The sequence below is a fragment of the Winogradskyella arenosi genome (assembly GCF_003337305.1).
GTDB lineage: Bacteria > Bacteroidota > Bacteroidia > Flavobacteriales > Flavobacteriaceae > Winogradskyella > Winogradskyella arenosi.
The window spans coordinates 567,011-588,586 of sequence record NZ_QPJO01000001.1 but is presented as its reverse complement, the minus strand read 5'-3'; the positions used below and the strand labels follow the sequence as shown (position 1 = coordinate 588,586).

Annotated in this window: 18 protein-coding genes; 5 read left to right on the top strand and 13 right to left on the bottom strand. The window is 36.6% G+C overall.

Features of this window, described 5'->3' with window-relative positions; all coding sequences use genetic code 11:
• Positions 1-2: 2 nt before the first annotated feature.
• The 4 genes from DFQ08_RS02470 to DFQ08_RS02455 form a co-directional block, all read right to left on the bottom strand.
• Entirely contained in the window at positions 3-482 is a 480-nt protein-coding gene (locus DFQ08_RS02470; protein WP_114308208.1) for an IPExxxVDY family protein, read from the bottom strand.
• A gap of 131 nt (positions 483-613) precedes the next feature.
• A complete protein-coding gene (gene rnc, locus DFQ08_RS02465) occupies positions 614-1,354 on the bottom strand; it encodes a ribonuclease III (RefSeq protein WP_114308207.1) in 741 nt (246 codons plus the stop codon).
• Positions 1,355-1,361: 7 nt separating this feature from the next.
• The gene (fabF, locus tag DFQ08_RS02460; protein WP_114308206.1) at positions 1,362-2,612 is read right to left on the bottom strand and encodes a beta-ketoacyl-ACP synthase II; all 1,251 of its coding nucleotides are present in this window, start codon (positions 2,610-2,612) and stop codon (positions 1,362-1,364) included.
• A 13-nt stretch (positions 2,613-2,625) separates the two neighbouring features.
• The gene (locus DFQ08_RS02455) at positions 2,626-2,859 is read right to left on the bottom strand and encodes an acyl carrier protein (protein ID WP_013869581.1); all 234 of its coding nucleotides are present in this window, start codon (positions 2,857-2,859) and stop codon (positions 2,626-2,628) included.
• A gap of 274 nt (positions 2,860-3,133) precedes the next feature.
• Between DFQ08_RS02455 and purN the strand changes: the two genes are divergently transcribed.
• Together purN and DFQ08_RS02445 are read left to right on the top strand one after the other, a co-directional pair.
• On the top strand, positions 3,134-3,697 hold the full coding sequence (gene purN, locus DFQ08_RS02450; protein WP_114308205.1) for a phosphoribosylglycinamide formyltransferase: 564 nt from the start codon (positions 3,134-3,136) through the stop codon (positions 3,695-3,697).
• Between the two features lie 41 nt (positions 3,698-3,738).
• Complete coding sequence (locus DFQ08_RS02445; RefSeq protein WP_114308204.1) at positions 3,739-4,380, top strand: ribonuclease H1 domain-containing protein; 642 nt, start codon at positions 3,739-3,741, stop codon at positions 4,378-4,380.
• 105 nt (positions 4,381-4,485) lie between these two features.
• Here DFQ08_RS02445 and DFQ08_RS02440 read toward each other — a convergent pair whose 3' ends face one another.
• Positions 4,486-6,063, bottom strand: coding sequence for a T9SS type A sorting domain-containing protein (locus DFQ08_RS02440; protein ID WP_181858346.1), 1,578 nt, complete (start codon positions 6,061-6,063; stop codon positions 4,486-4,488).
• Positions 6,064-6,427: 364 nt separating this feature from the next.
• Here DFQ08_RS02440 and DFQ08_RS02435 point away from each other — a divergent pair, with 364 nt between their 5' ends.
• The 3 genes from DFQ08_RS02435 (at position 6,428) to DFQ08_RS02425 (ending at position 10,322) form a co-directional block, all read left to right on the top strand.
• Positions 6,428-7,150, top strand: a complete 723-nt coding sequence (locus DFQ08_RS02435; RefSeq protein WP_114308202.1) for a hypothetical protein — start codon at positions 6,428-6,430, stop codon at positions 7,148-7,150.
• A 278-nt stretch (positions 7,151-7,428) separates the two neighbouring features.
• Positions 7,429-8,355, top strand: coding sequence for a PfkB family carbohydrate kinase (locus DFQ08_RS02430; RefSeq protein WP_114308201.1), 927 nt, complete (start codon positions 7,429-7,431; stop codon positions 8,353-8,355).
• Between the two features lie 68 nt (positions 8,356-8,423).
• The gene (locus tag DFQ08_RS02425) at positions 8,424-10,322 is read left to right on the top strand and encodes an amidophosphoribosyltransferase (protein ID WP_114308200.1); all 1,899 of its coding nucleotides are present in this window, start codon (positions 8,424-8,426) and stop codon (positions 10,320-10,322) included.
• 559 nt (positions 10,323-10,881) lie between these two features.
• Here the strand turns inward: DFQ08_RS02425 and DFQ08_RS02420 are convergent.
• The 8 genes from DFQ08_RS02420 to DFQ08_RS02385 all read right to left on the bottom strand — a co-directional run bounded on the left by DFQ08_RS02420 (position 10,882) and on the right by DFQ08_RS02385 (position 21,524).
• Positions 10,882-11,799 carry an ABC transporter ATP-binding protein gene (locus DFQ08_RS02420; protein WP_114308199.1) on the bottom strand — a complete coding sequence of 306 codons (918 nt, stop codon included), beginning with the start codon at positions 11,797-11,799 and terminating at the stop codon, positions 10,882-10,884.
• A gap of 164 nt (positions 11,800-11,963) precedes the next feature.
• Positions 11,964-14,435, bottom strand: coding sequence for an FG-GAP-like repeat-containing protein (locus tag DFQ08_RS02415; protein ID WP_114308198.1), 2,472 nt, complete (start codon positions 14,433-14,435; stop codon positions 11,964-11,966).
• Positions 14,436-14,445: 10 nt separating this feature from the next.
• Positions 14,446-15,522 (bottom strand): hypothetical protein, encoded by a 1,077-nt coding sequence (locus tag DFQ08_RS02410; RefSeq protein ID WP_114308197.1) that lies wholly within the window; start codon positions 15,520-15,522, stop codon positions 14,446-14,448.
• Positions 15,523-15,694: 172 nt separating this feature from the next.
• A complete protein-coding gene (locus DFQ08_RS02405) occupies positions 15,695-17,848 on the bottom strand; it encodes a prolyl oligopeptidase family serine peptidase (RefSeq protein WP_114308196.1) in 2,154 nt (717 codons plus the stop codon).
• A 180-nt stretch (positions 17,849-18,028) separates the two neighbouring features.
• Positions 18,029-19,018 (bottom strand): aspartate-semialdehyde dehydrogenase, encoded by a 990-nt coding sequence (locus DFQ08_RS02400; RefSeq protein ID WP_114308195.1) that lies wholly within the window; start codon positions 19,016-19,018, stop codon positions 18,029-18,031.
• A gap of 278 nt (positions 19,019-19,296) precedes the next feature.
• The gene (mscL, locus tag DFQ08_RS02395; RefSeq protein WP_114308194.1) at positions 19,297-19,698 is read right to left on the bottom strand and encodes a large conductance mechanosensitive channel protein MscL; all 402 of its coding nucleotides are present in this window, start codon (positions 19,696-19,698) and stop codon (positions 19,297-19,299) included.
• 76 nt (positions 19,699-19,774) lie between these two features.
• Positions 19,775-20,884 (bottom strand): alanine racemase, encoded by a 1,110-nt coding sequence (gene alr / locus DFQ08_RS02390; RefSeq protein ID WP_114308193.1) that lies wholly within the window; start codon positions 20,882-20,884, stop codon positions 19,775-19,777.
• Positions 20,877-21,524 carry a thymidine kinase gene (locus DFQ08_RS02385; protein ID WP_114308192.1) on the bottom strand — a complete coding sequence of 216 codons (648 nt, stop codon included), beginning with the start codon at positions 21,522-21,524 and terminating at the stop codon, positions 20,877-20,879. Before DFQ08_RS02385 ends, alr begins: the two co-directional genes overlap by 8 nt.
• Between the last annotated feature and the right edge of the window lie 52 nt (positions 21,525-21,576).

The following is a 21,576-nucleotide window of genomic DNA, read 5'->3' as shown; positions in this document are numbered from 1 at the left end:
ATTCAAAAAATTAAATGGTCTTTTGATTTTATATTTAACGGATCTACCGTATAACTTGTTATGATCTGTGGAATATCCTTCAATTTATTTAAAATTTCTTTGTCATCCACACTATGTGAATCTTCAGAAATCTTAAGAAAGAAATCTACTTTTTTATATTCCGAAATTAAATGGAATGTTTTGAGCACTTTTTCGTTGTTCGCAAACAATGTCCCAGAACTATATAGACTGTCTTCCTCTTTTTTACAGACGTTTGAAATTAAATTCCACAGGGTAAACTCTATGTCATTATCCCATTCAAAAATACTGTAGGAAGCCTCCAAATACCTGAAGTCTATATCTTTATCCTTACGCACTAATCTCAGCCCTAAATGCTTGTTAAGCAAATATGCTAGTCGATAATCTTCTAATCTACAATGAATAGCTATTAATTTAAAAGCATCATCGTAAAAATCATCCACTTGAAGTTTGTGTAAAGCCATCCAATTATAACTTTGAGAGGCAAATATACCACAATAAACGCTTAGTTGGCTTAAGAAATGGTTAAGATTAGCAGTGATAATCTACGAAAACGTTATCGTTTAGGTTATCCTAACACGTTTATAATCTTCAATTAGCCATGGTTGGTAATTTGTTTTTGAAAAGCGAAAAAGGCACGTTTAGAGGCTTTTTCTTCCGCCTTTTTCTTAGAGGTTGCACGGGCTTTGGCCACCACCTTCTCATTAATACTAAGCTTTACAGAAAAATGCTTTAGTTCATCTTTACCCGTATCTTCGTACACTTCGTAATTAAAGGTGTTTTTTTCTTTTTGGCACCACTCTATCAGTAAGCCTTTATAGCTAATAACTTTACCTTCTAGGGCCTCAATATCTACATGCGGGTTAATAACGCGCTTGTAAACAAATTTCTCGCAAAACCTATAGCCCCGATCTAGATAAATAGCGCCTACTAAGGCTTCAAAAAGATTACCGTGAATATTGTTCCCAAAATTAGAGGTCGGGATTTTACTTTCTACAAAGTTAATCAGCCCAAGTTCTTCTCCTAATTTATTAAGATGCTCTCTACTGACCACTTTAGAACGCATTTTGGTAAGGTAACCCTCATCGCCATGCGGTACTTTTTGAAACAAATATGCCGCTATTACGGAGCCTAAAATTGCATCGCCTACAAACTCGAGACGTTCATAGTTAATGGGATTCCCCTTATCGTCCTTAATATTCATAGAACGGTGGGTAAAAGCCGTCATATAGATGGCTGTAGACTTGGGTTTAAAGCCTAAAATATCCTTAAGTTGAATAAAAAAATTCCCGTCTTCTTGAGAGCGGGAATTTAATATGTTACGAATGAAGCTCATTCGGGATTTAATCTAATTTTTTGAATAATACACAGGCGTTATGTCCGCCAAATCCAAAGGTATTACTCATTGCGACTTTAATGTCTCGTTTCTGAGCTTTATTGAGTGTCAAATTTAACTCTGGATCTATGTTTTCGTCAACCGTTTCGTGGTTAATTGTTGGTGGTACAATACCATGCTCCATAGCTAAAATAGAAGCAATCGCTTCAATTGCTCCGGCAGCACCCAACAAGTGACCTGTCATAGATTTTGTAGAGTTAATATTGATGTTTTTAGCGTGGCTTCCAAATACTTCAGATATAGCTTTTAGCTCCGCAACATCACCTAATGGTGTTGATGTTCCGTGCGTATTGATATGATCTACATCTTCGGGATTTAAACCAGCGTTTTCTAAACAATTTTTCATTACCGCAACAACACCAATACCATCTGGATGTGGTGCCGTCATATGATAAGCATCAGAAGACAAACCTCCACCAAGTACTTCGGCGTAGATTTTAGCGCCTCTAGCTTTAGCATGTTCATACTCTTCTAAGACAATAGCGCCAGCACCTTCACCTAAGACAAAACCATCCCGGTTAGCGTCAAAAGGTCTAGAGGCCGATTGCGGATCATCATTTCGAGTACTCATGGCATGCATAGCATTAAAACCACCCATACCAGCAATAGTCACTGCGGCTTCACTACCTCCAGTAATCACAACATCACAAGTTCCTAAACGAATGGTGTTTAAGGCATCGATCATTGAGTTTGCTGAAGACGCACAAGCAGAGACTGTGGTATAATTAGGCCCCATGAAACCATACTTAATAGAAATGTTTCCAGGTGCTATATCAGCAATCATTTTCGGTATAAAGAAGGGATTAAATCGTGGCGTTCCGTCACCAGCAGCATAGTTTAACACTTCATCTTGAAATGTTTCTAAACCACCAATACCAGCGCCCCAAATAACACCGACTCTTAATTTGTTTAATGAATCTACATCTAATTTCGAGTCTACAATGGCTTCATCTGAAGCAACCATCGCATACTGCGAAAATTTATCCATTCGCTTTGCTAACTTTCTATCAATAAAGTCAGTAACTTTAAAGTTTTTTATTTCACAAGCGAACTTAGTTTTGAATTTTTCAGGATCAAAATGCGTCACAGTAGCGGCACCACTCTTCCCACTGATAAGAGCATCCCAATATTCATCTTTGGTATTTCCTATGGGCGTAAGAGCACCTAAACCTGTAACAACGACTCGCTTTAATTCCATAAAAATAAAGTTATTATTTTGCTGCTTCTATGTAAGAAACGGCTTGACCAACTGTCGCTATATTTTCTGCTTGATCATCTGGGATTTGAATATCAAATTCCTTTTCGAATTCCATTATCAATTCAACAGTATCTAATGAATCCGCTCCTAAATCGTTAGTGAAGCTTGCTTCAGTTACAACTTCGTTTTCATCAACACCTAACTTGTCTACGATAATCGCTTTTACTCTTGATGCAATGTCTGACATAATTTTTTTATTTTAAGTTTTATTAGACGGCAAAAATAAAAAACTTTATTTTAAAAAACACTTTTACCAATAAAATGTACATATAAATTAATGTAAATCGATTGAAGTATTTGGTTTTTACCCCTAATATTAAATTATTATTCTTTTTTTTGTTCTAAATATTTGAAACAAATATAACTGTAAATGCAATGAACTGAACTAAAGTTTGCTAAACATTTTAGTAAATTTTTAAGGGTTAATTCCATTTCATCTTAATCTTAAATAAAATCTACTGATGAAACGTATTGTCATTTTTGCTTCCGGTAGCGGATCTAATGCAGAAAATTTAATTAAGTTCTTTCAAAACAGCGATACTGCCTCTGTTATTCAGGTCTTAACCAACAATCCTCATGCCAAAGTTTTAGAGCGTTGCAAAACCTTAAAAGTTAGCGCCTTATCTTTTAACCGCATTGCCTTTTCTAAATCTAATGATGTCTTAAACCTTTTAAAAGCCACGCAGCCCGACCTTATTGTATTAGCAGGATTTCTGTGGAAATTCCCTGAGTTTATACTGAAAGAGTTTGAAAATAAAGTCATTAATATCCACCCTGCTTTACTCCCTAATTACGGCGGAAAAGGGATGTATGGCATGCATGTGCATAATGCTATTGTTGAAAACAAAGAGGTTGAAACAGGGATTAGTATTCATTATGTTAACGAAAACTATGATGAAGGCGCCTTAATTTTTCAAGCCAAATGTGCAGTTTCTGCATCGGACACCGCAGATGATGTTGCGCAGAAAATTCACGGCTTAGAGATGGAACATTTTCCTAAGGTGGTGGATCAACTTTTAAAGTAAGAACTTAAATAATAAGATTTCCGCTATCGCGGAAACTAAAGATGAGTAAAAAGAAAAAGAAATATTACACGGTTTGGCAAGGTCATAAACCTGGGGTTTACAGCTCTTGGAACGCTTGTAAAACGCAGATTAAAGATTTCCCAGGAGCACAATACAAATCCTTCCCTACCCAAGATGAAGCCGAAAAGGCTTTAGAAGGCAACTACTTTGACTTTATAGGAAAGCAAAAAACATTTAGTAGTGGACTCTCTGAGGCCGAATTAAAAAAAATAGGAAAGCCCAATTACAATTCCATTGCTGTAGATGCTGCTTCTAGTGGCAACCCCGGAATTATGGAATACCGTGGTGTGGATACAAAAACTAAAAAACAATTGTTTCATCAAGGACCTTTTGAGCAAGGTACCAATAATATTGGCGAGTTTTTAGCGCTTGTGCATGGTTTGGCTTTTTTAAAACAACACAATAGCACCCGCATTATGTATACGGATTCTAGAACAGCTATGAGCTGGGTGCGCAAAAAAGCTTGTAATACAAAACTACAGCGTAATGCTAAAAACAAACCGGTGTTTGATTTGGTAGATCGTGCCGTACAATGGTTAAAAACCAACGAATACAGGACCACCATAGTAAAATGGGAAACCAAGGCTTGGGGAGAAATACCTGCAGATTTTGGGAGGAAATAGCCCAAAATAAGGACCATAAATCCTTTAAGACACTTCAGATCCAAAAGCATAAAAAGGGCGAACAAAATGTTGTTAGCCCTTTTTATAATACTATGATAGTGTTGCTTATTTTAAGATCACCTTTTTAGAAAGCTCTTGTGTGGCGTTTTCTAATGTTACAATATAAATACCTGCCGTTAATTGCGAAGCGTCTACTTCATTAGCGTTAGATCCGGTCTCTAAGGTAGAGAACATCACTTTACGTCCTAAAGTATCGTAAACAGTCATTTCTGTTGCTTCTACAAGTTGTCCTGTAACCACAATCGTTTTCTGAGCTGCATATAAATTTAAGTTATTCAACTCATCATCAACTTGAGATAAGGTTGCATTACCAATATTTAGATAAAAACGTCCTGTACCAGAAATAGCTGAATTTGTTGTAAAGCTATAGTCTGTATTATTTAATAAGGTAACGGTGTTGGCTACTATATCTTCTAAATATACTGCAACGTCTGAGGCTAAGGTAGAATTCTCAATACTGAAGGTAATCTGTTGCCCTTCTCCTGCTTTTAATCCTAAAGGAATAACTACAGAACTAAGATCTGAAGATCCTAAACTTTGTATAGCCATTGCTGTGCCTTGGTTATCTGCAACCAAATGCGAATACAATGAAAACCCTAGAGAAGATGCCCCAAATAGTTTTGCATCGTAACCAGGATCTAAAGCCTGTGTAGAATTATCATTAAAATAAAACTCGGTAGCAAAATCAGCGTTAGCTTGTGCCACCTTTAAACGTAACATTTGATTATTAGCGTCTCTACCTGCTATAAAATCATCTCCACCATTAAAAAGGCGCATTGCTGGAGTAAAGGTAACGGTATTACTAGATGCACTAGGGTCATTAGCCACATAGAATCCTTGACCTGGAGCAATATTTAAGTCCGTATTGGTATTATAATTAATAATAGTATAGTTTCCTATGGTCCCAATACTACTTGCGTTGGTTCCACTATTATAGCCATAAATAGCTAGAGCATCTGGATCTAATTGCCCGCTATTTGCCGTTAAAAATGCTTCCGAATCTAAATAAGTAGGATAAGGATTTCCTATTAAATTCCATCTAGAATATGTTCCTGTAATAATAGGCGTAGTTACACTATTCGTCGTAATACTTCCTGTAAATCTTAAGGTTCTCCCAGAAGCTGTTGCAGCTCTATACCCTTTACCTCTTAGCAACTCTACGGCCCCATCTGCACTAGAATCATAATTAATATAGGTATAATTTGCTGTATCAAAAGGCCCAAAAGCATATAAGGTCAGGGTCGTTGGCGAAGTTACCATATAATCTGCATTAGTGTTTGTTCCCCCATCATCACTATAGGTTAAAAAATCAGCAAAAGTAGCAGCTCCATTTTTTACAGGTAAAGCCACTAAATCATTTCCTCCATTCACTAAACTTTGCCCTACAATATTAACATACCTATCGTAATTAACAACAGCTCCAGACGTTAAAGCATCAACATCAGTTAAAACCGCGGCAAATTTACTTGAGCTTGATTTTAAAGTTAGGGTATCAGCACCGAAAACAGTTCCTGACTCTATACGCACAGAGGTCCCCGGACTTACCGTCATGGTCTTTTCAAAATCTTGAGCACCAAGATTTATACAAAACATTGATATTAAAGCAATACAAGTCGATTTCATGTTAATCATCATTTAATTAAGTAAGTATGCAATAAACGGCAATAATTTATATAATTCAAGATAATTGTAAAATATTTTGACCAAACCTATGTAATAACCGTCAATAAAACGTTAAGATTTACAAGGTCTTAAAGGTCATTTTTTAAGATTTAAAGCTTTAAGTCACTAAAAAAAGCCTGAAGTACTTAAGCTTTATAGTGAAAGTAAACTATTACAAGCTAAAAAAGACTCTAGTATTTTTTATACAAATCTACTTACAGCCTCTTAGCCTAACTATTTTTAAAAATTAATAAAGCCACAAATTTGATAAATCCCATTTTTTAATGTTAATTTGTCACTAAATCCATGTAAACCAAATAGAAGAATGAAATCAATTTTTACCATTTTAGCTGCATTTTTATTATGTACAAGCACGTGTTTTGCTCAAGTAGGTATTGGTACAGATACTCCAAACGCCTCTAGTATTTTAGAATTACAGAGTACTGATAAAGGTCTATTATTACCTAGACTTACAACTGCAGAGCGAGATCTTATTGCCTCACCTGTAGAAGGTCTTACTATTTATAATACCACAACAGAAAGTCTTGAGGTATATATCTCAGAAGCAGTAGGATGGAGTCACTTATCAACAGAAGCAGATGCTACTCCTACCTTAACACTGTATGATGATAACACAGGAACTATACCTTCACAGAATGGCACTTTTTATAATTTACCAGTAGGAGGAGGTGAAACTACTGAGATTCAAGAAATTAACACTGATTATTTTTCTGTGATAAGTGATGGTAAAATTGAAATTCTAAAAGACGGTAGTTATATCATTAACGCAAGTTGGTCTGTTTCTAATTTAAAAACAGGAAGCAACAAATATATTCTTGCTGTTTTTCTAAATAATAATCGTATTGCCTACCTTTCTAGAGGAGTTGCTACGCTTGGGAGTGGAGATCATTTTGGTGTAACAGGAACATTTCAATATAAGTTTGCAGCCGGCGATGTTATAGACATTAAGTACTATATTAAAAATGAAGATACTCCTAGTACTAATTTATCAGGTACTTATACCCATATCGGTATAACTAAATTATAATTTATTACTGAGACGTTAAAGCGTTTACAAGTATAAAAGAAAAGCCATAATTTAACTATTGTGGCTTTTTTTGGTTATAAAATCGGCGATAAGCATTCTTTTTATACTATAGGCCTACACAAAAGCGCCCTATACCCCTTAGAGCTTCATGATAGGCCAGGATCAAAGTAGGCATAGTTGTTTTCTTTAAAATGACACCTGGCTTTACAAGCCTAAAATTTCCTATTTCACAAGGAATTATTTTTACGTAAATTTGCACTTTAATTCAAAATTCTTTTATGAGCAAATTAGTAATTGTTGGAACCGTAGCCTTTGACGCTATTGAAACTCCATTTGGTAAAACCGATAAAATTCTTGGTGGTGCTGCAACCTATATTGGTTTATCAGCTTCTAATTTTAATGTTGATGCCGCAGCAGTTTCAGTGGTTGGTGGTGATTTTCCGCAAGACTATTTAGAATTGTTAAGCAATAAAAACATTGATATTGAAGGTATAGAAATTGTAAAAGAAGGGAAAACCTTCTTTTGGAGTGGTAAGTACCATAATGATATGAATTCTCGTGATACTTTAGCTACAGAGCTTAATGTATTAGAACATTTTAACCCTATTGTCCCTGATTCTTATAAAGATGCCGAAGTGGTGATGTTAGGTAATTTGCATCCTTTAGTGCAACAAGGTGTGCTTAACCAAATGACTAAAAAGCCTAAGCTTGCTATTTTAGATACCATGAATTTCTGGATGGATATCGCTTTAGACGATTTGCTTGCGGTTATAAAAAACGTGGATGTAATTACCATTAACGATGAAGAAGCCCGCCAATTAACTGGGGAATACTCTTTAGTGGTTGCAGCAAAGAAAATCCATGAAATGGGACCTAAATACGTGGTGATTAAAAAAGGCGAACACGGGGCCTTATTATTCCATAACGACAATGTGTTTTATGCACCTGCTTTACCATTAAAAGAAGTTTTTGATCCTACAGGAGCCGGAGATACCTTTGCCGGTGGTTTTGCAGGCTATTTAGCCAAAACAGGAGATTTCTCTTTTGAAAACATGAAAACAGCGGTCATTTATGGCTCTACATTAGCATCCTTCTGTGTTGAAAAATTCGGAACTGAGCGTATGCAGAACCTTACAGACCAAGACATTTATAAGCGCTTAGAGCAATTTAAGACGCTAACCCAATTTGATATCGAATTATCTTAAACAAGCGCGCTCTAAAATGAGCGCGTTTTTATTTTCAAAATTATATAACTAATTGCAGACAAACAATCATGAGTGATGCATTAAAACATGAGTGCGGTATTGCACTTATTAGACTTTTAAAACCCTTAGAATACTATAAAGAAAAGTATGGCAGTGCTTTTTATGGTGTAAATAAGATGTATTTAATGATGGAAAAACAGCACAACCGAGGACAAGATGGTGCTGGTTTTGCAAGTATAAAATTAGATACCAAACCTGGAGAGCGTTATATTAGTCGTGTGCGCTCTAATGCACAGCAACCCATACAAGATATCTTTGCGCAGATTAATGCCCGTATCAATGATGAGCTGACTAAAAATCCAGAATATCAAGATGATGTTGATTTGCAAAAACGAAAAATCCCTTATGTTGGTGAGGTTTTATTAGGCCACGTTCGTTATGGTACTTATGGTAAAAATAGCGTAGAGAGTGTACACCCGTTTTTAAGACAGAATAACTGGATGCACCGTAACCTTATTGTTGCTGGTAACTTTAACATGACCAATGTTAATGAGCTTTTTGATAATCTTATAGAAATAGGACAACACCCTAAAGAGAAAGCAGATACCATTACCGTAATGGAAAAAATAGGGCACTTCTTAGATGATGCTGTTTCTAAAATATATAAAGATTTAAAAAAGGAAGGCTATAGTAAAAACGAATGTTCGCCACTTATTGCAGAGCGTTTAAAAGTTGGTAAAATACTTAAGCGTGCGGCTAAAAACTGGGATGGTGGTTATGCTATGGCAGGCTTATTAGGACATGGTGATTCTTTTGTACTAAGAGATCCTTCAGGAATTAGACCTGCGTATTATTATAAAGATGATGAAGTGGTTGTGGTTGCTTCAGAACGCCCTGTAATTCAAACGGTATTTAACGTGCCTTTTGAAAAGGTTATAGAGTTACAACCCGGACACGCTATAATTACCAAGAAGTCCGGTGTTACTCAGATTAAAAAAATATTAGAACCTTTAGAGCGTAAAGCTTGTTCTTTTGAGCGCATTTACTTTTCTCGTGGTAGTGATGCTGAAATTTATCAGGAACGAAAAAAACTAGGTCGTTTATTAATGCCAAAGGTTTTAGAGGCTATTGATAACGACACTAAAAACAGTGTGTTTTCTTATATTCCTAATACTGCTGAAACGTCTTTCTTTGGAATGATAGAAGCGGTTGAAGATCACCTCAACGAACAAAAAACAAAATCGATCTTAGACGGTGACGGTAAATTGTCTGCAGAAACAGTAACCGACATCTTATCAGAACGTCCAAGAATTGAGAAAATAGCCATTAAAGACGTTAAACTAAGAACCTTTATTACTGAAGATAGTAGTAGAGATGACTTAGTAGCACACGTTTACGATGTTACTTACGGCGTTATAAAACCTAACGATAACTTAGTGATTATAGACGATAGTATTGTACGTGGTACAACACTAAAAAAGAGTATCATTAAAATGATGGACCGTTTAAACCCAAAGAAAATTGTAGTGGTTTCTTCTGCTCCTCAAATCCGATATATTGATTGTTACGGTATTGATATGGCTAATTTAGAAACTTTAGTGGCTTTTAAAGCAGCTCTAGCCTTATTAAAAGATACCGACCAATACCATATTGTAGAAGAGGTTTATAATAAGTGTATTAAACAAGTTAATAATAAGGATAAAGACATCGTAAACTATGTAAAAGATATTTATGCGAAGTTTACAGATGAACAGATTTCTAATAAGATTTCAGAATTATTAAGTAACGAACACACTAAAGCAGAGGTTAAGGTTATTTTTCAACCTGTAGATAACCTTCATGAGGCGTGTCCGGACAACTTAGGAGATTGGTATTTTACAGGGGACTACCCAACACCAGGAGGTAATAGAGTGGTTAACAGAGCCTTTATTAATTTTTACGAAGGAAATAATAAACGCGCTTATTAAAGCATAGCACTTAAAACGCGTTTTATCCGATAAAATTATCATTTTATCGGGTTATACTGTATTTCACCGGATTATTGGTGAGAATCATTAAATTAAATATAACTTAGTATCACCATAACATAAGTAGGTTAAGTTCATGGTAGATTTGGGGCAAAAAGGATGAACAACTGTTCATCCTTTTTTATTAATCGCTTTTAAAGACTTAAAGCCTGTAAGAAAATTGATTTTTTTAACAGAAAGCGCTTAAAAAAATCAATTAACATTCCACATTTAGACTAATATATAGGTCGTTTATCCATAAAATTAGAAATTTCAATAGAAGTGCTCGTATATTTGGCTCACCATAACATAAGTAGGTTAAGTTTATGGTAGATTTGGGGCAAAAAGGATGAACAACTGTTCATCCTTTTTCATTTTTAACATATTGATTTACAAATCAATATACATTAACCAGTCCAATTAAGATGGCCTGACCCTTATAAAGTCCATGTTTTTAGAGCACTCTCTTTAAGCCTGAAAAACCTCATGATTCTTATTTTGAAGTCGCACTGACTAAAGCCTATTTTCCTTGTACTGAAAAATAAATTATTGTGCCGCGTTCTAGGGCAACCGTATGCTGAATAAAAATAACCTCGGATTGATAGATAACTTCAATTAACCAAGTGCTCCCATTAAAATACGAGCTTCTTACAGTCGCTTTAAAGTCGGATTTCGCTACGATATGAAGTTGATGGGCATAAACAATACCGTAAGGCTCAAGTACATTAAATTCTCCGAAGAACGAAGCTATAAGAGGTAACTGAGGATTTTTATAGAGGTTTTCAGGACTGTCTTTAGCGATGATATTAGCGGTATCGAGTACAATAATTTCATCAGCAAAGCCCAACACATCATTACGGTCATGAGTGGCCACAATACACGTAATATTTTTAGCTTTTAAGTAATTAAAAACATTACGCCTTAACCCTTGCTTTTGAAAATTATCGATATGGCTAAAAGGCTCATCGAGGAGTAATATTTCGGGTTGTTTTGCTAAAGCTCTGGCAATCGCAACACGTTGTTTTTGGCCACCACTCAATAATTTTACTTTGGTATTTGCAAAAGCTTCAAGCTCTACCACCTCAATAAGTTCTTTAGTGCGTTCCTTTTTTTCTTCAGGATAAAAATTAGAAAGAAATTTTCCGATGTTTTCAGCAACCGTGGTTACAGGCATTAAATCGAATTCTTGACTTACAGATTTCATAAACTCATAGCCCACCACTAAATTGTATTTAGGGCCTAAAATTTCTTGATCTTTCCAAAAAATTTGTCCTTCGTCTAAATCGTATTCCCCATAAATGAGTTTTAATAAGGTACTTTTTCCGGAGCCACTTTCACCGATAATGGCGAGATTTTTTCCAGCTTCAACTTTAAAATCAATCGCATTTAAAACCTTGGTCTTCGTGTATCCGAAATTTAAATTATTTACCTGTAGCATTGGGGCTTTACTTTAAGTTAGCTCTTTTGTAAAAAAGCATTAAAATCTATCGCTACGGCGCTTTAGTCGCAGCAATGCATTTCAAAAATACTACTTCAAGACTTAAATTACATAAAAAAACCGCCAGATTTCACTAGCGGCTTTAAAAGGGAAGTTAAATTCATTTAGTTTTTTATAAACTTACGTTTTATCATTTTTCCTTGCGATTCTATACGTAGCACATAAACCCCAGGGGCTAAATATGAAACATCTACTGTAGACGCGCTAAGCTTTTCATTAAACACCCGTTTACCATTAGCATCAAAAACACTTGCAATTTTATGAACTAAGACTCCTGTGGTCTTTAAAAACAAGGTATCATCTACCGGGTTAGGATAAATAGACAGATCTACTAAAGCCGGATCTTCTACACTTAACGTGCTTCCTTCGGTAACACTTAAGGTGGCATTAATATCAGGATTCTGGATATAATCTACCGTTCCGGAAGGCCAATAAATAGTAAGACTAGTAATACTATTTAGGCTACCAATACCAAAATGCGTATTTAAGCTACTCATATACTCAAAACCTTCACCACTTCTAACATCTCTAATTTGTGTACCGTTGGTGGTTTCTAATTCTATACGTGCGCCTATACCGTTACGGTTACTTGTGGTTCCTATGGTATTTATCTTTATCCAATTATTGGTGTTGGTATTGTTTAAATAAATATTACCGTTGTAATAAACATCTAAAAACCCATCGTTATTAGTATCGCCAATGGCCCCACTTGGCGGCATATTAGTGTTGTAATTCGTAAAGGTAAGGTCACCATTATTAAACAATACATCTCCATTACTAAAAATATCAATATAGCCATCGTTATCAAAATCTACCGCTACATTTTCTCGTCCTAAGGATGCCAATAGAACTCCAGAACCTGCTGTAACATCTGTAAAGGTACCATCACCGTTGTTTCGCATTAATTTAGAATCGCCATCTACAGTAGTACTTGCCCCGACATAAACATCCATATCCCCATCGTTATCATAATCTGCCCATGCTGAGGACCAAGTTTGTACCAAGTCACCTAAATTTGAAGAATTATCATGCCCAACACCTGGAGCATTAGTGCTATAGTAGCCATTTGCATCAGCGACGTTTACAAAACTTCCGTTGCCATCATTTCGCCATAACTCGTTCATACTAATCGACGAGCCACCTCTACATTTAGCGAGAAATAGATCCATATCCCTGTCGTTATCAAAATCGATCCAAACTGAGCCGTAATTTCCACCTCCTGATACGGTGCCTAAACCATTAGGAACAACCGTACTTGGGCCTTGATAAAAAGTTAAATTTCCAGAGCTATCTGAGAGATAATACACGTTAGCTTGCACATCATGACAAACGAAAGCATCTAAATACCCATCATTATTAATGTCTACAAAATTAGAACGTTGAGAAAACACGTACTCTGTTCCTGATATTTCGGTATAGCCTGTACCGGTACTATTGGCTTGCATAAAGGTGACCCCATTGTAGCCTCCATACAATAAATCATTATAACCATTACCATCAAAATCTCCAGCCGCTATACTCCAATTTGGGGAGTTAGATGTTGGAGTGGTTGTAATATCAACCTCATTAAAGCCTCCTGAAGGCAGTTGGTAATGTACATTAATATGGTCATTACTCACGGAGATCACATCGTCTAAAAAATCGCCATTTAAATCCACCAAGGCCGTATCATAAGTTCCTGTGGTTACCATAGGGTTAATTGTAAACGCTACCGGGTAGGTAGAGAGATCGACTCCTGTTTTAAACATTTGCGTCATCCAGTTGCTTACGCCTCCTTGAGAACATTGTGCTCTTATAAAAACCACATAATCGGTATCTGCACTAAGGTTAGACACATTATAGCTATTGCTGGTGACCAGGGTACCAGAACTAGGAATACCTTCACTTAACAACTGAACAACAATCTCCCAAGAGGTTTCGGTAGCACCACTTTCCCATTGCACCATAGCACTAAAGGCATTAATATTACTAATAACTATATCGGAGACGTATGGGCAAGCCGGTGGCACAGCCGAGCTAATAACAGGGGCATTTACACAAAACCCCCAACCATAAGAGCCATTATCGTCATATAAAATGCGGTATTTAAATCCGGTTAATTGGGTGCTTGTAAAGGCAGACACGTTTAAATCTTCACTTATAAAAGCGGTATATTCTTCATTACAAAATTCATCATTAGTCCCAGAATTCTCTTGTAAGGGCACTCCCCAATTGACCCATATTTCTGTATCGGCATCCCAATACTGTAAGCTAAGGGTTTCATTTTGATAAATATTTAGAACATAGTTAAATGCCACCGTAATTGCGGTTTCATTAGCCGTGTAGGCTGCAGAAAGGTCAACCACCGGAGATTCTGCAGCAATATTATTAATGGAAGTTCCGCCTGCATCATCATCATCAAAAGAAAACGAACCACTAGACGAGCCGGTTGGATTTTCATCTAAATACATGGGATCATAACTCCCTGTGAGCGTCCATTGCGCATTAGGCCAATTGGCCGGTTCATTTAATTGCTGGGCTTGAGAAAAACCATAAACAAGCAGCAATAAAAATGTAAAGCGTAGTTGTGTCTTCATATCAATATGTTTAGTTACAATTCATGTCTAAAGATTCTATCCAAGCTTCTACAAGCTGAAGCCCTTCTGTATGAACCAATGTTCGGGCTAATAGAGGCATTCTTGTAGAAGGTTCTGTGGCACTTAACCTGTAATACAACACCGAACTTCTTGCATCTCCCGGAGTTACAATACGCTCTAAATCTTCACCTAGAGGAGTATCGGCATCAACACAAACCCCAATTGTGGTGAAGTCATCGGTTAAGGAATAATCGAAACGCATAGGACGATAAGAACAGTGTGTATAATCGGAATGACAATGCGCACAGTTAATTTCTAAATAGGCTCTTACTCTTTGGCTCAGTGGAACACTAGTATTAGTATAATTAGGTAATTGGCTTATCGTCTCGGGCAGTGAATTGTCTAAGTACCCAAACTCTACTAAATAATCTAATTGATTCTGAAAGCCTTCATCTTCTTGAAACGTGAGATTTAAATTTCTTGGTTTAGGGCCAATAGGCTGCGCCGTTTCCATAATCTTATGGCAGGTATGGCATTCTGCTTCTGAAGGAATACGGTATTCTACAGACTTTACCTCATCATTCTCTTGCCATTCTAAGGGAACAAAACTCCCATTCAAGTCTAATTCGGCTTCAGATTGAAGCGCATTCCATTTGTAATTCGCAAAAACCCAACCCGCTTCCTTTTTAATCATAAGCCGTGTTTCTATAATCTGAGTGCTATAATCAGGACGTACATTATCGTAATAAAAATTTTTTATCAGAATCGTTCCTATAGGGAAATCTAACACTTGGTCATCACTGATGTAAGCGGCTTTACTTTGGTTAGGCATCCATATAAAGCGTTTCTTTTTAGCATAATCGCTAAATAAAGTGGCATTGAGGGTATAGGGTAAGACCCCATGGCTAGGCTCTAAATTTTTGAGTTCGCCTTGAAAAAATTGGTATTCAGACAAGGTTGAAAAGGGCATATTTTCTAAATCGTAATGCACCACACTTTCGGTATCTAAAGCCGTAAGGCCGTCATCCTTAGCGCAAGAAACCAGGAGCAAACTTATTAGAAATAAAATACCGTAAAATTTTATCATATACAATGATTAACCCTCACTTATAAAACAACTTAAGTCCAAAATCACCTACCTCATCATCATTCTTTTTTGACTGTACAATTCCTATACCTCTGTCCTGATGGCTTGCTGAAATGGAACTGGTCTTATAACGTTTAGGTTTCCCTAAAACGCCCTGTCTATAATGTAATTACTACTTTTCTAATGCTGTTGGCAAAGTTTTAAAACCCATATTGTAAAGCGTAAATCCGTAGATATCGGCAAATTGTTCTATGGTTTTACTTACCGGTGTTCCGGCCCCATGCCCTGCATCTGTTTCAATTCTAATTAATGTAGGGTTTTCACCCGTTTGCTTGCTTTGTAGTTCTGCAGCAAACTTAAAGCTATGGGCAGGCACCACCCGATCATCATGATCTCCTGTCGTAATCAATGTGGCTGGATATGCGGTTCCTTCTTTTACATTATGTACAGGAGAATAGCCTTTTAAATAGTTAAACATCTCCTTAGTATCTTCTGCCGTTCCGTAATCATAAGCCCAACCTGCACCAGCCGTAAAGGTATGGTAACGTAACATGTCTAAAACGCCAACGGCAGGCAATGCCACCTTCATTAACTCCGGACGCTGCGTCATGGTAGCGCCTACGAGTAAACCGCCGTTAGAGCCCCCTCTAATCGCTAAGAAATCTGAGGTTGTATATTTTTCACTTATAAGGTATTCTGCTGCGGCAATAAAATCGTCAAATACATTCTGTTTTTGAAGTTTAGTCCCAGCATCGTGCCATGCTTTTCCGTATTCACCACCACCTCTAAGATTAGGTACTGCATAAACCCCACCTTGTTCCATCCAAACAGCATTAGCGATACTAAAACTCGGTGTTAAGCTTACATTAAAACCTCCATAACCATACAGAATGGTTGGATTTTCACCATTTAGTCTAAGTCCTTTTTTGTGTGTGATAATCATAGGAACTTTAGTTCCATCTTTTGAAGTGTAAAAGACCTGCTTGCTTTCATAATCTTCAGGATTGAAATCGATATTAGGCTTTTTATAAAGTTCTGAGGCCCCGCTTTCAATAGAGTATTTATAGATACTCCCTGGTGTTACGTAATTAGCAAAAGAGTAATACAATTCTGTTTCTTCCTTTTTAGCACTAAATCCTCCTGCCGTTCCTATTCCCGGTAATTCTACCGCTCTAACAAGTTGGCCTTCGTAATCATATTGAAAGACTTTTGAAACCGCATCTACCATATAATGGGCAAAAAAGTAACCCCCGGCAGTCGTTGGCGTTAAAACATTTTTGGTTTCCGGAATAAAATCAACCCAGTGTTCTGGTGTAGGATGAGACGCCTCTACCGTTACAATTTTTTGGTTTGGCGCGTTTAGATTTGTCGCAATATAGAGTTTGGTCCCTACGTTCTCAATAATATTAGAATCGGAATTGGTATGCCCTAAAATTTCTATTAATGGTGCATTGGCTACTGATAAATCTTTTATATAAAGTTTATTGCCCGAGGTAGACACTCTAGGCGTAATCACTAAATAGCGATCATCTTCCGTCACCGTAGCATAGATATAACGATGTTTTTCTTTTGGAGTACCGCCGTAGATTAATTGATCTTCAGACTGCGGCGTTCCTAATTTATGATAATACACCTTATGCTGATCTGTTTTAGCTGACAATTCGCTCCCTTTAGGCTTATCGTAACTTGAATAATAAAACCCTTCATTCTTATACCAAGACATGCCGCTAAATTTAATGTCTACCAAAGTATCTTCAACGATAGTTTTGGTCTCGGTATTCATGATTAAGATTTTTCGCCAATCACTTCCGCCTTCAGAAATGGCATAGGCTAGAGTTTTTCCATCTTTTGAAAAACTAGTGCCTCCTAATGAAATGGTACCATCTTCTTTAAAGCTATTAGGATCTAAAAAGACCTCTGCCGTGCTTGGGTCTGCTCCTGTTTTATACCTGTAAATCACATATTGATTCTGAAGCCCATCATTTTTATAAAAATAGGTATAATCTCCTTCTTTAAAAGGCGCTCCAATCTTCTCATAATTCCATAAGGTTGTAAGACGCTCCTTTAAAGCTTTGCGGTAAGGAATTTGATCTAAATAATTATAAGTTACTTTATTTTGCGCCTTTACCCAAGCCTCTGTCTCCGTACTTCTATCGTCCTCTAACCAACGGTAAGGATCTGCAACAGCCACATCAAAATAAGTGTCTATAGTATCTACTTTTTGGGTTTGAGGGTAATCTACAATAATGGGTTTCATGCTTTCAGTTTCATTTTTACAAGAGACAAAAATACTTAACGCTAAAGCAAGGAAGGGAAGTTTTTTCATAATTAGGTGTTTTTATAACTTACAATTTCATTTTAAAGTTAAGTTTTGAGTTTTACGAGAACGCTTTAACTCAAAACTTAACCTAAAATTGGAAGTACAATATAAGCATAATTTCAGCCACCTAATTAAGCAATAGACTGAAAAACAAAAAGCTGCTTATACTTTTAAGATTAAAACACCTTAAACAAGATCGTTTTTAATAAGGTATTCTGCAATTTGTACAGTGTTAGTCGCTGCACCTTTTCTAAGGTTATCACTCACCACCCATAAGTTTAAAGTGTTTGCTTGCGACACATCTCGTCTAATACGTCCAACAAAAACATCATCTTTACCATGCGCATACATTGGCATCGGATAAAGGTTTTCGTCTAAATTATCTTGAAGTGTTACTCCATCGGTATTATCTAGTAAGCTTTTAACCTCTGTAAGATCAAAATCAGACTCAAATTCTACGTTAATAGCTTCACTATGTCCACCTGCAGTTGGAATTCTAACAGCAGTTGCAGTAACTGCAATGCTATCATCCCCTAAAATTTTACGGGTTTCATTCACCAATTTCATTTCTTCCTTGGTATAACCATTATCTTCAAAAACATCACAATGAGGAATAGCGTTTTTATGAATTGGGTAAGGATAAGCCATATCGCCTTCTTTGCCTGCAATTTCATTTTCTAATTGTTCTACCGCTTTTACTCCTGTTCCCGATACTGATTGGTACGTAGACACAACGATACGTTTAATCTTATATTTCTCGTGTAAAGGCGCTAAAGCCATAACCATTTGAATGGTTGAGCAATTAGGGTTTGCGATAATTTTATCGGTTGCTGCTAATTCAGCGGCATTGATTTCTGGTACCACTAATTTTTTTGAACCATCCATTCTCCAAGCCGAGGAATTATCGATCACTGTTGTTCCGACCTCAGCAAATTTTGGTGCCCATTCTAATGACGTCCCACCACCAGCAGAAAACAAAGCAATATCTGGACGTTCTTCAATAGCGGCAGGAATACTAATGACTGTAATATCCTTACCTTTATACTGTAATACCTTACCTGCAGAACGCTCTGAAGCGACTAATAATAATTCATCTAAAGGAAAGTTACGTTCCTCTAATACTTTTAGCATCACGTTGCCAACCATACCTGTTGCACCTACAATTGCTACTTTCATACGTTTATATTTTTAATGTTCTTAGGTCTTATATGCATTATAACGCCCTCATTTAAAGTCCTTATGCAGGGTTATAATTTTTTATAAAGACACAACTCTAAGATATCAAAATTAGAATATTTCTTTTACTCTTAAGGGGTAATTAGCTTTAAAAATCTCATAAAAATAAGGAGGATTCATTGTGAGATGTGCACCAGACCTTTTAAAGCAAAGAAAACCCAGGCTGTTATCGCCTGGGTTTAGTTAAAATAATAGTGTAGCGATGATGCTAAACGGTCTTATTTTTTTAAAGAATCTCTGATTTCTTTTAATAAATCGATTTCAGATGGTCCAGATGGCGCAGCAGGAGCTGGCTCTTCTTTCTTCTTCATTTTATTAACTCCTTTTACCACAAGGAACATAACAAATGCTACAATGATAAAGTCAATAACGTTTGTTAAAAACGTTCCGTATTCTAAAAATACGTCTCCAACACGTTCACCAGCATCGTTTAAAGTTCCTTCTTTAAGCTGATACCTCAACGCTTTAAAATCTGAATTGAAGATCAATCCAATTAATGGGGAAACGATTCCTCCTGTAAACGCAGTAACTACTTCTTTAAAAGCAGCACCCATAACAAAACCAACTGCAATGTCTATAAGGTTCCCCTTCATTGCAAATTCCTTGAATTCTTTTAACATAATGTTCTAATTTTTTAGTTAGGCTATCTAATATGACACCAAGTTAAGAAAAAAGTCACAAAATGTTAAAAAAAGATTAATCCTCTACAATAATTCGCTTAATACGCTGAGAAAGTGCGGTTAAGATTTCATAAGAAATAGTGGCGGCAGATTCGGCTAAGGTGTTTGCCTTGTACTTAGCATCAAAAACAATAACCTCATCACCTTCTTGGCAATTAATATCCGTTACATTCACCATAATCATGTCCATACACACATTTCCAACAATAAAGGCTTTCTGGTCGTTGATATAAACAAATCCTTTTTTCTGACCATAAATACGGCTCACCCCATCGGCATGACCAACAGGAATCGTTGCAATACGCTCTTTACGTGAAGTAGTAAAAGCTCTGTTATACCCTACGGAATGTCCTTTATCTACCTCATGAATTTGAGAAATAACCGATTTTAAACTTGCTATAGGTTGTAAAATAGCATCCTCTTCGTCACAGTTACCAAACCCATATAAGCCAATACCACTTCTCACCATATTAAAATGAGCTTCGGGATAATTAATAATACCCGATGTATTACAAAGATGCATCCAAGGTGTTGTTCCGGAAAGGCGCTTAAAGGTTTCTGTGAAAGTTTTAAAACGATTAATCTGTAAGGCCGTAAAATCGTTCTCCGTAAGATCTTCACTAGCCGCTAAATGTGAAAAAATAGACTTAGCTTGTACGGCTTTAGTGGCTCTTAACTGCTCAGTAATCCCTGCGATATCTTGTTCACCAAAGCCTAAACGATTTAATCCGGTATTAAATTTAATATGAACAGGATAATTGGTCTGCCCTCTTTTTTCCGCAGTAGCAATAAAGTCTTTTAAAAGTCGTGCGCTGTAAATACTCGGTTCTAAACAGCGATCTATTAAGGTATCTGCGTTTAAAGATTGTGGATGCAGTACCAATATCGGCGTCCTAATCCCAGCGTCTCTTAAAGCCACGCCCTCTTGGGTATAGGCCACCGCAAAATAATCAACCCCTAGCGTTTCCAGGTGTTTTGCGATTGCTACGGAGTCGCTTCCGTAAGCAAAGGCTTTAACAACGGCTAAAAACTTAGTTTCTGGTTGTAATTTCGATTTTAAGTAATGATAATTATGCGTTAGCGCGCTCAAATTAATTTCAAGCACTGTTTCTTGAACCTTAGGCATTGGTCTCGTCCTGATTAAAATCTAATTCTTGAGGATCTACTACCGTGACGTTTTTCAGCTTATCGCGTTGTACGCTTTTAAAATAAGCCGCTCTACTTAGAGGTTCGTATTCATCAACTTCACCTAATAAAACCAACTCATCACTAAGGGCTTTACGGTGACTGTATTGCGCTAGATTCCCTGTTTTTGTGCACACCGCATGGACTTTAGTCACATACTCTGCCGTAGCCATTAAATTAGGCATAGGTCCAAAGGGGTTTCCCTTAAAATCCATATCTAATCCTGCTACAATAACACGAATTCCTTTATTGGCTAAATCATTACACACGCGCACAATCCCTTCATCAAAAAACTGCGCTTCATCAATCCCTACCACATCACAACCATCCGCCAAAATAGGAATATTAGCAGCGGCCGGAACTGGTGTTGAACGGATTTCATTAGCATCATGAGAGACCACCATATCTTCATCGTAACGTGTATCTACGGCGGGCTTAAAAATTTCAACTCTCTGTTTGGCAAATTTTGCACGCTTTAATCGTCTAATTAACTCTTCGGTTTTACCGGAGAACATTGAGCCACAGATGACTTCAATCCATCCAAATTGTTCTTTCTGATTTACTGTATTTTCGAGAAACATTTTGTAATTTTAGCACTAAATCGAAGTTGTTCTTCGAGATTATAAGGTGAGA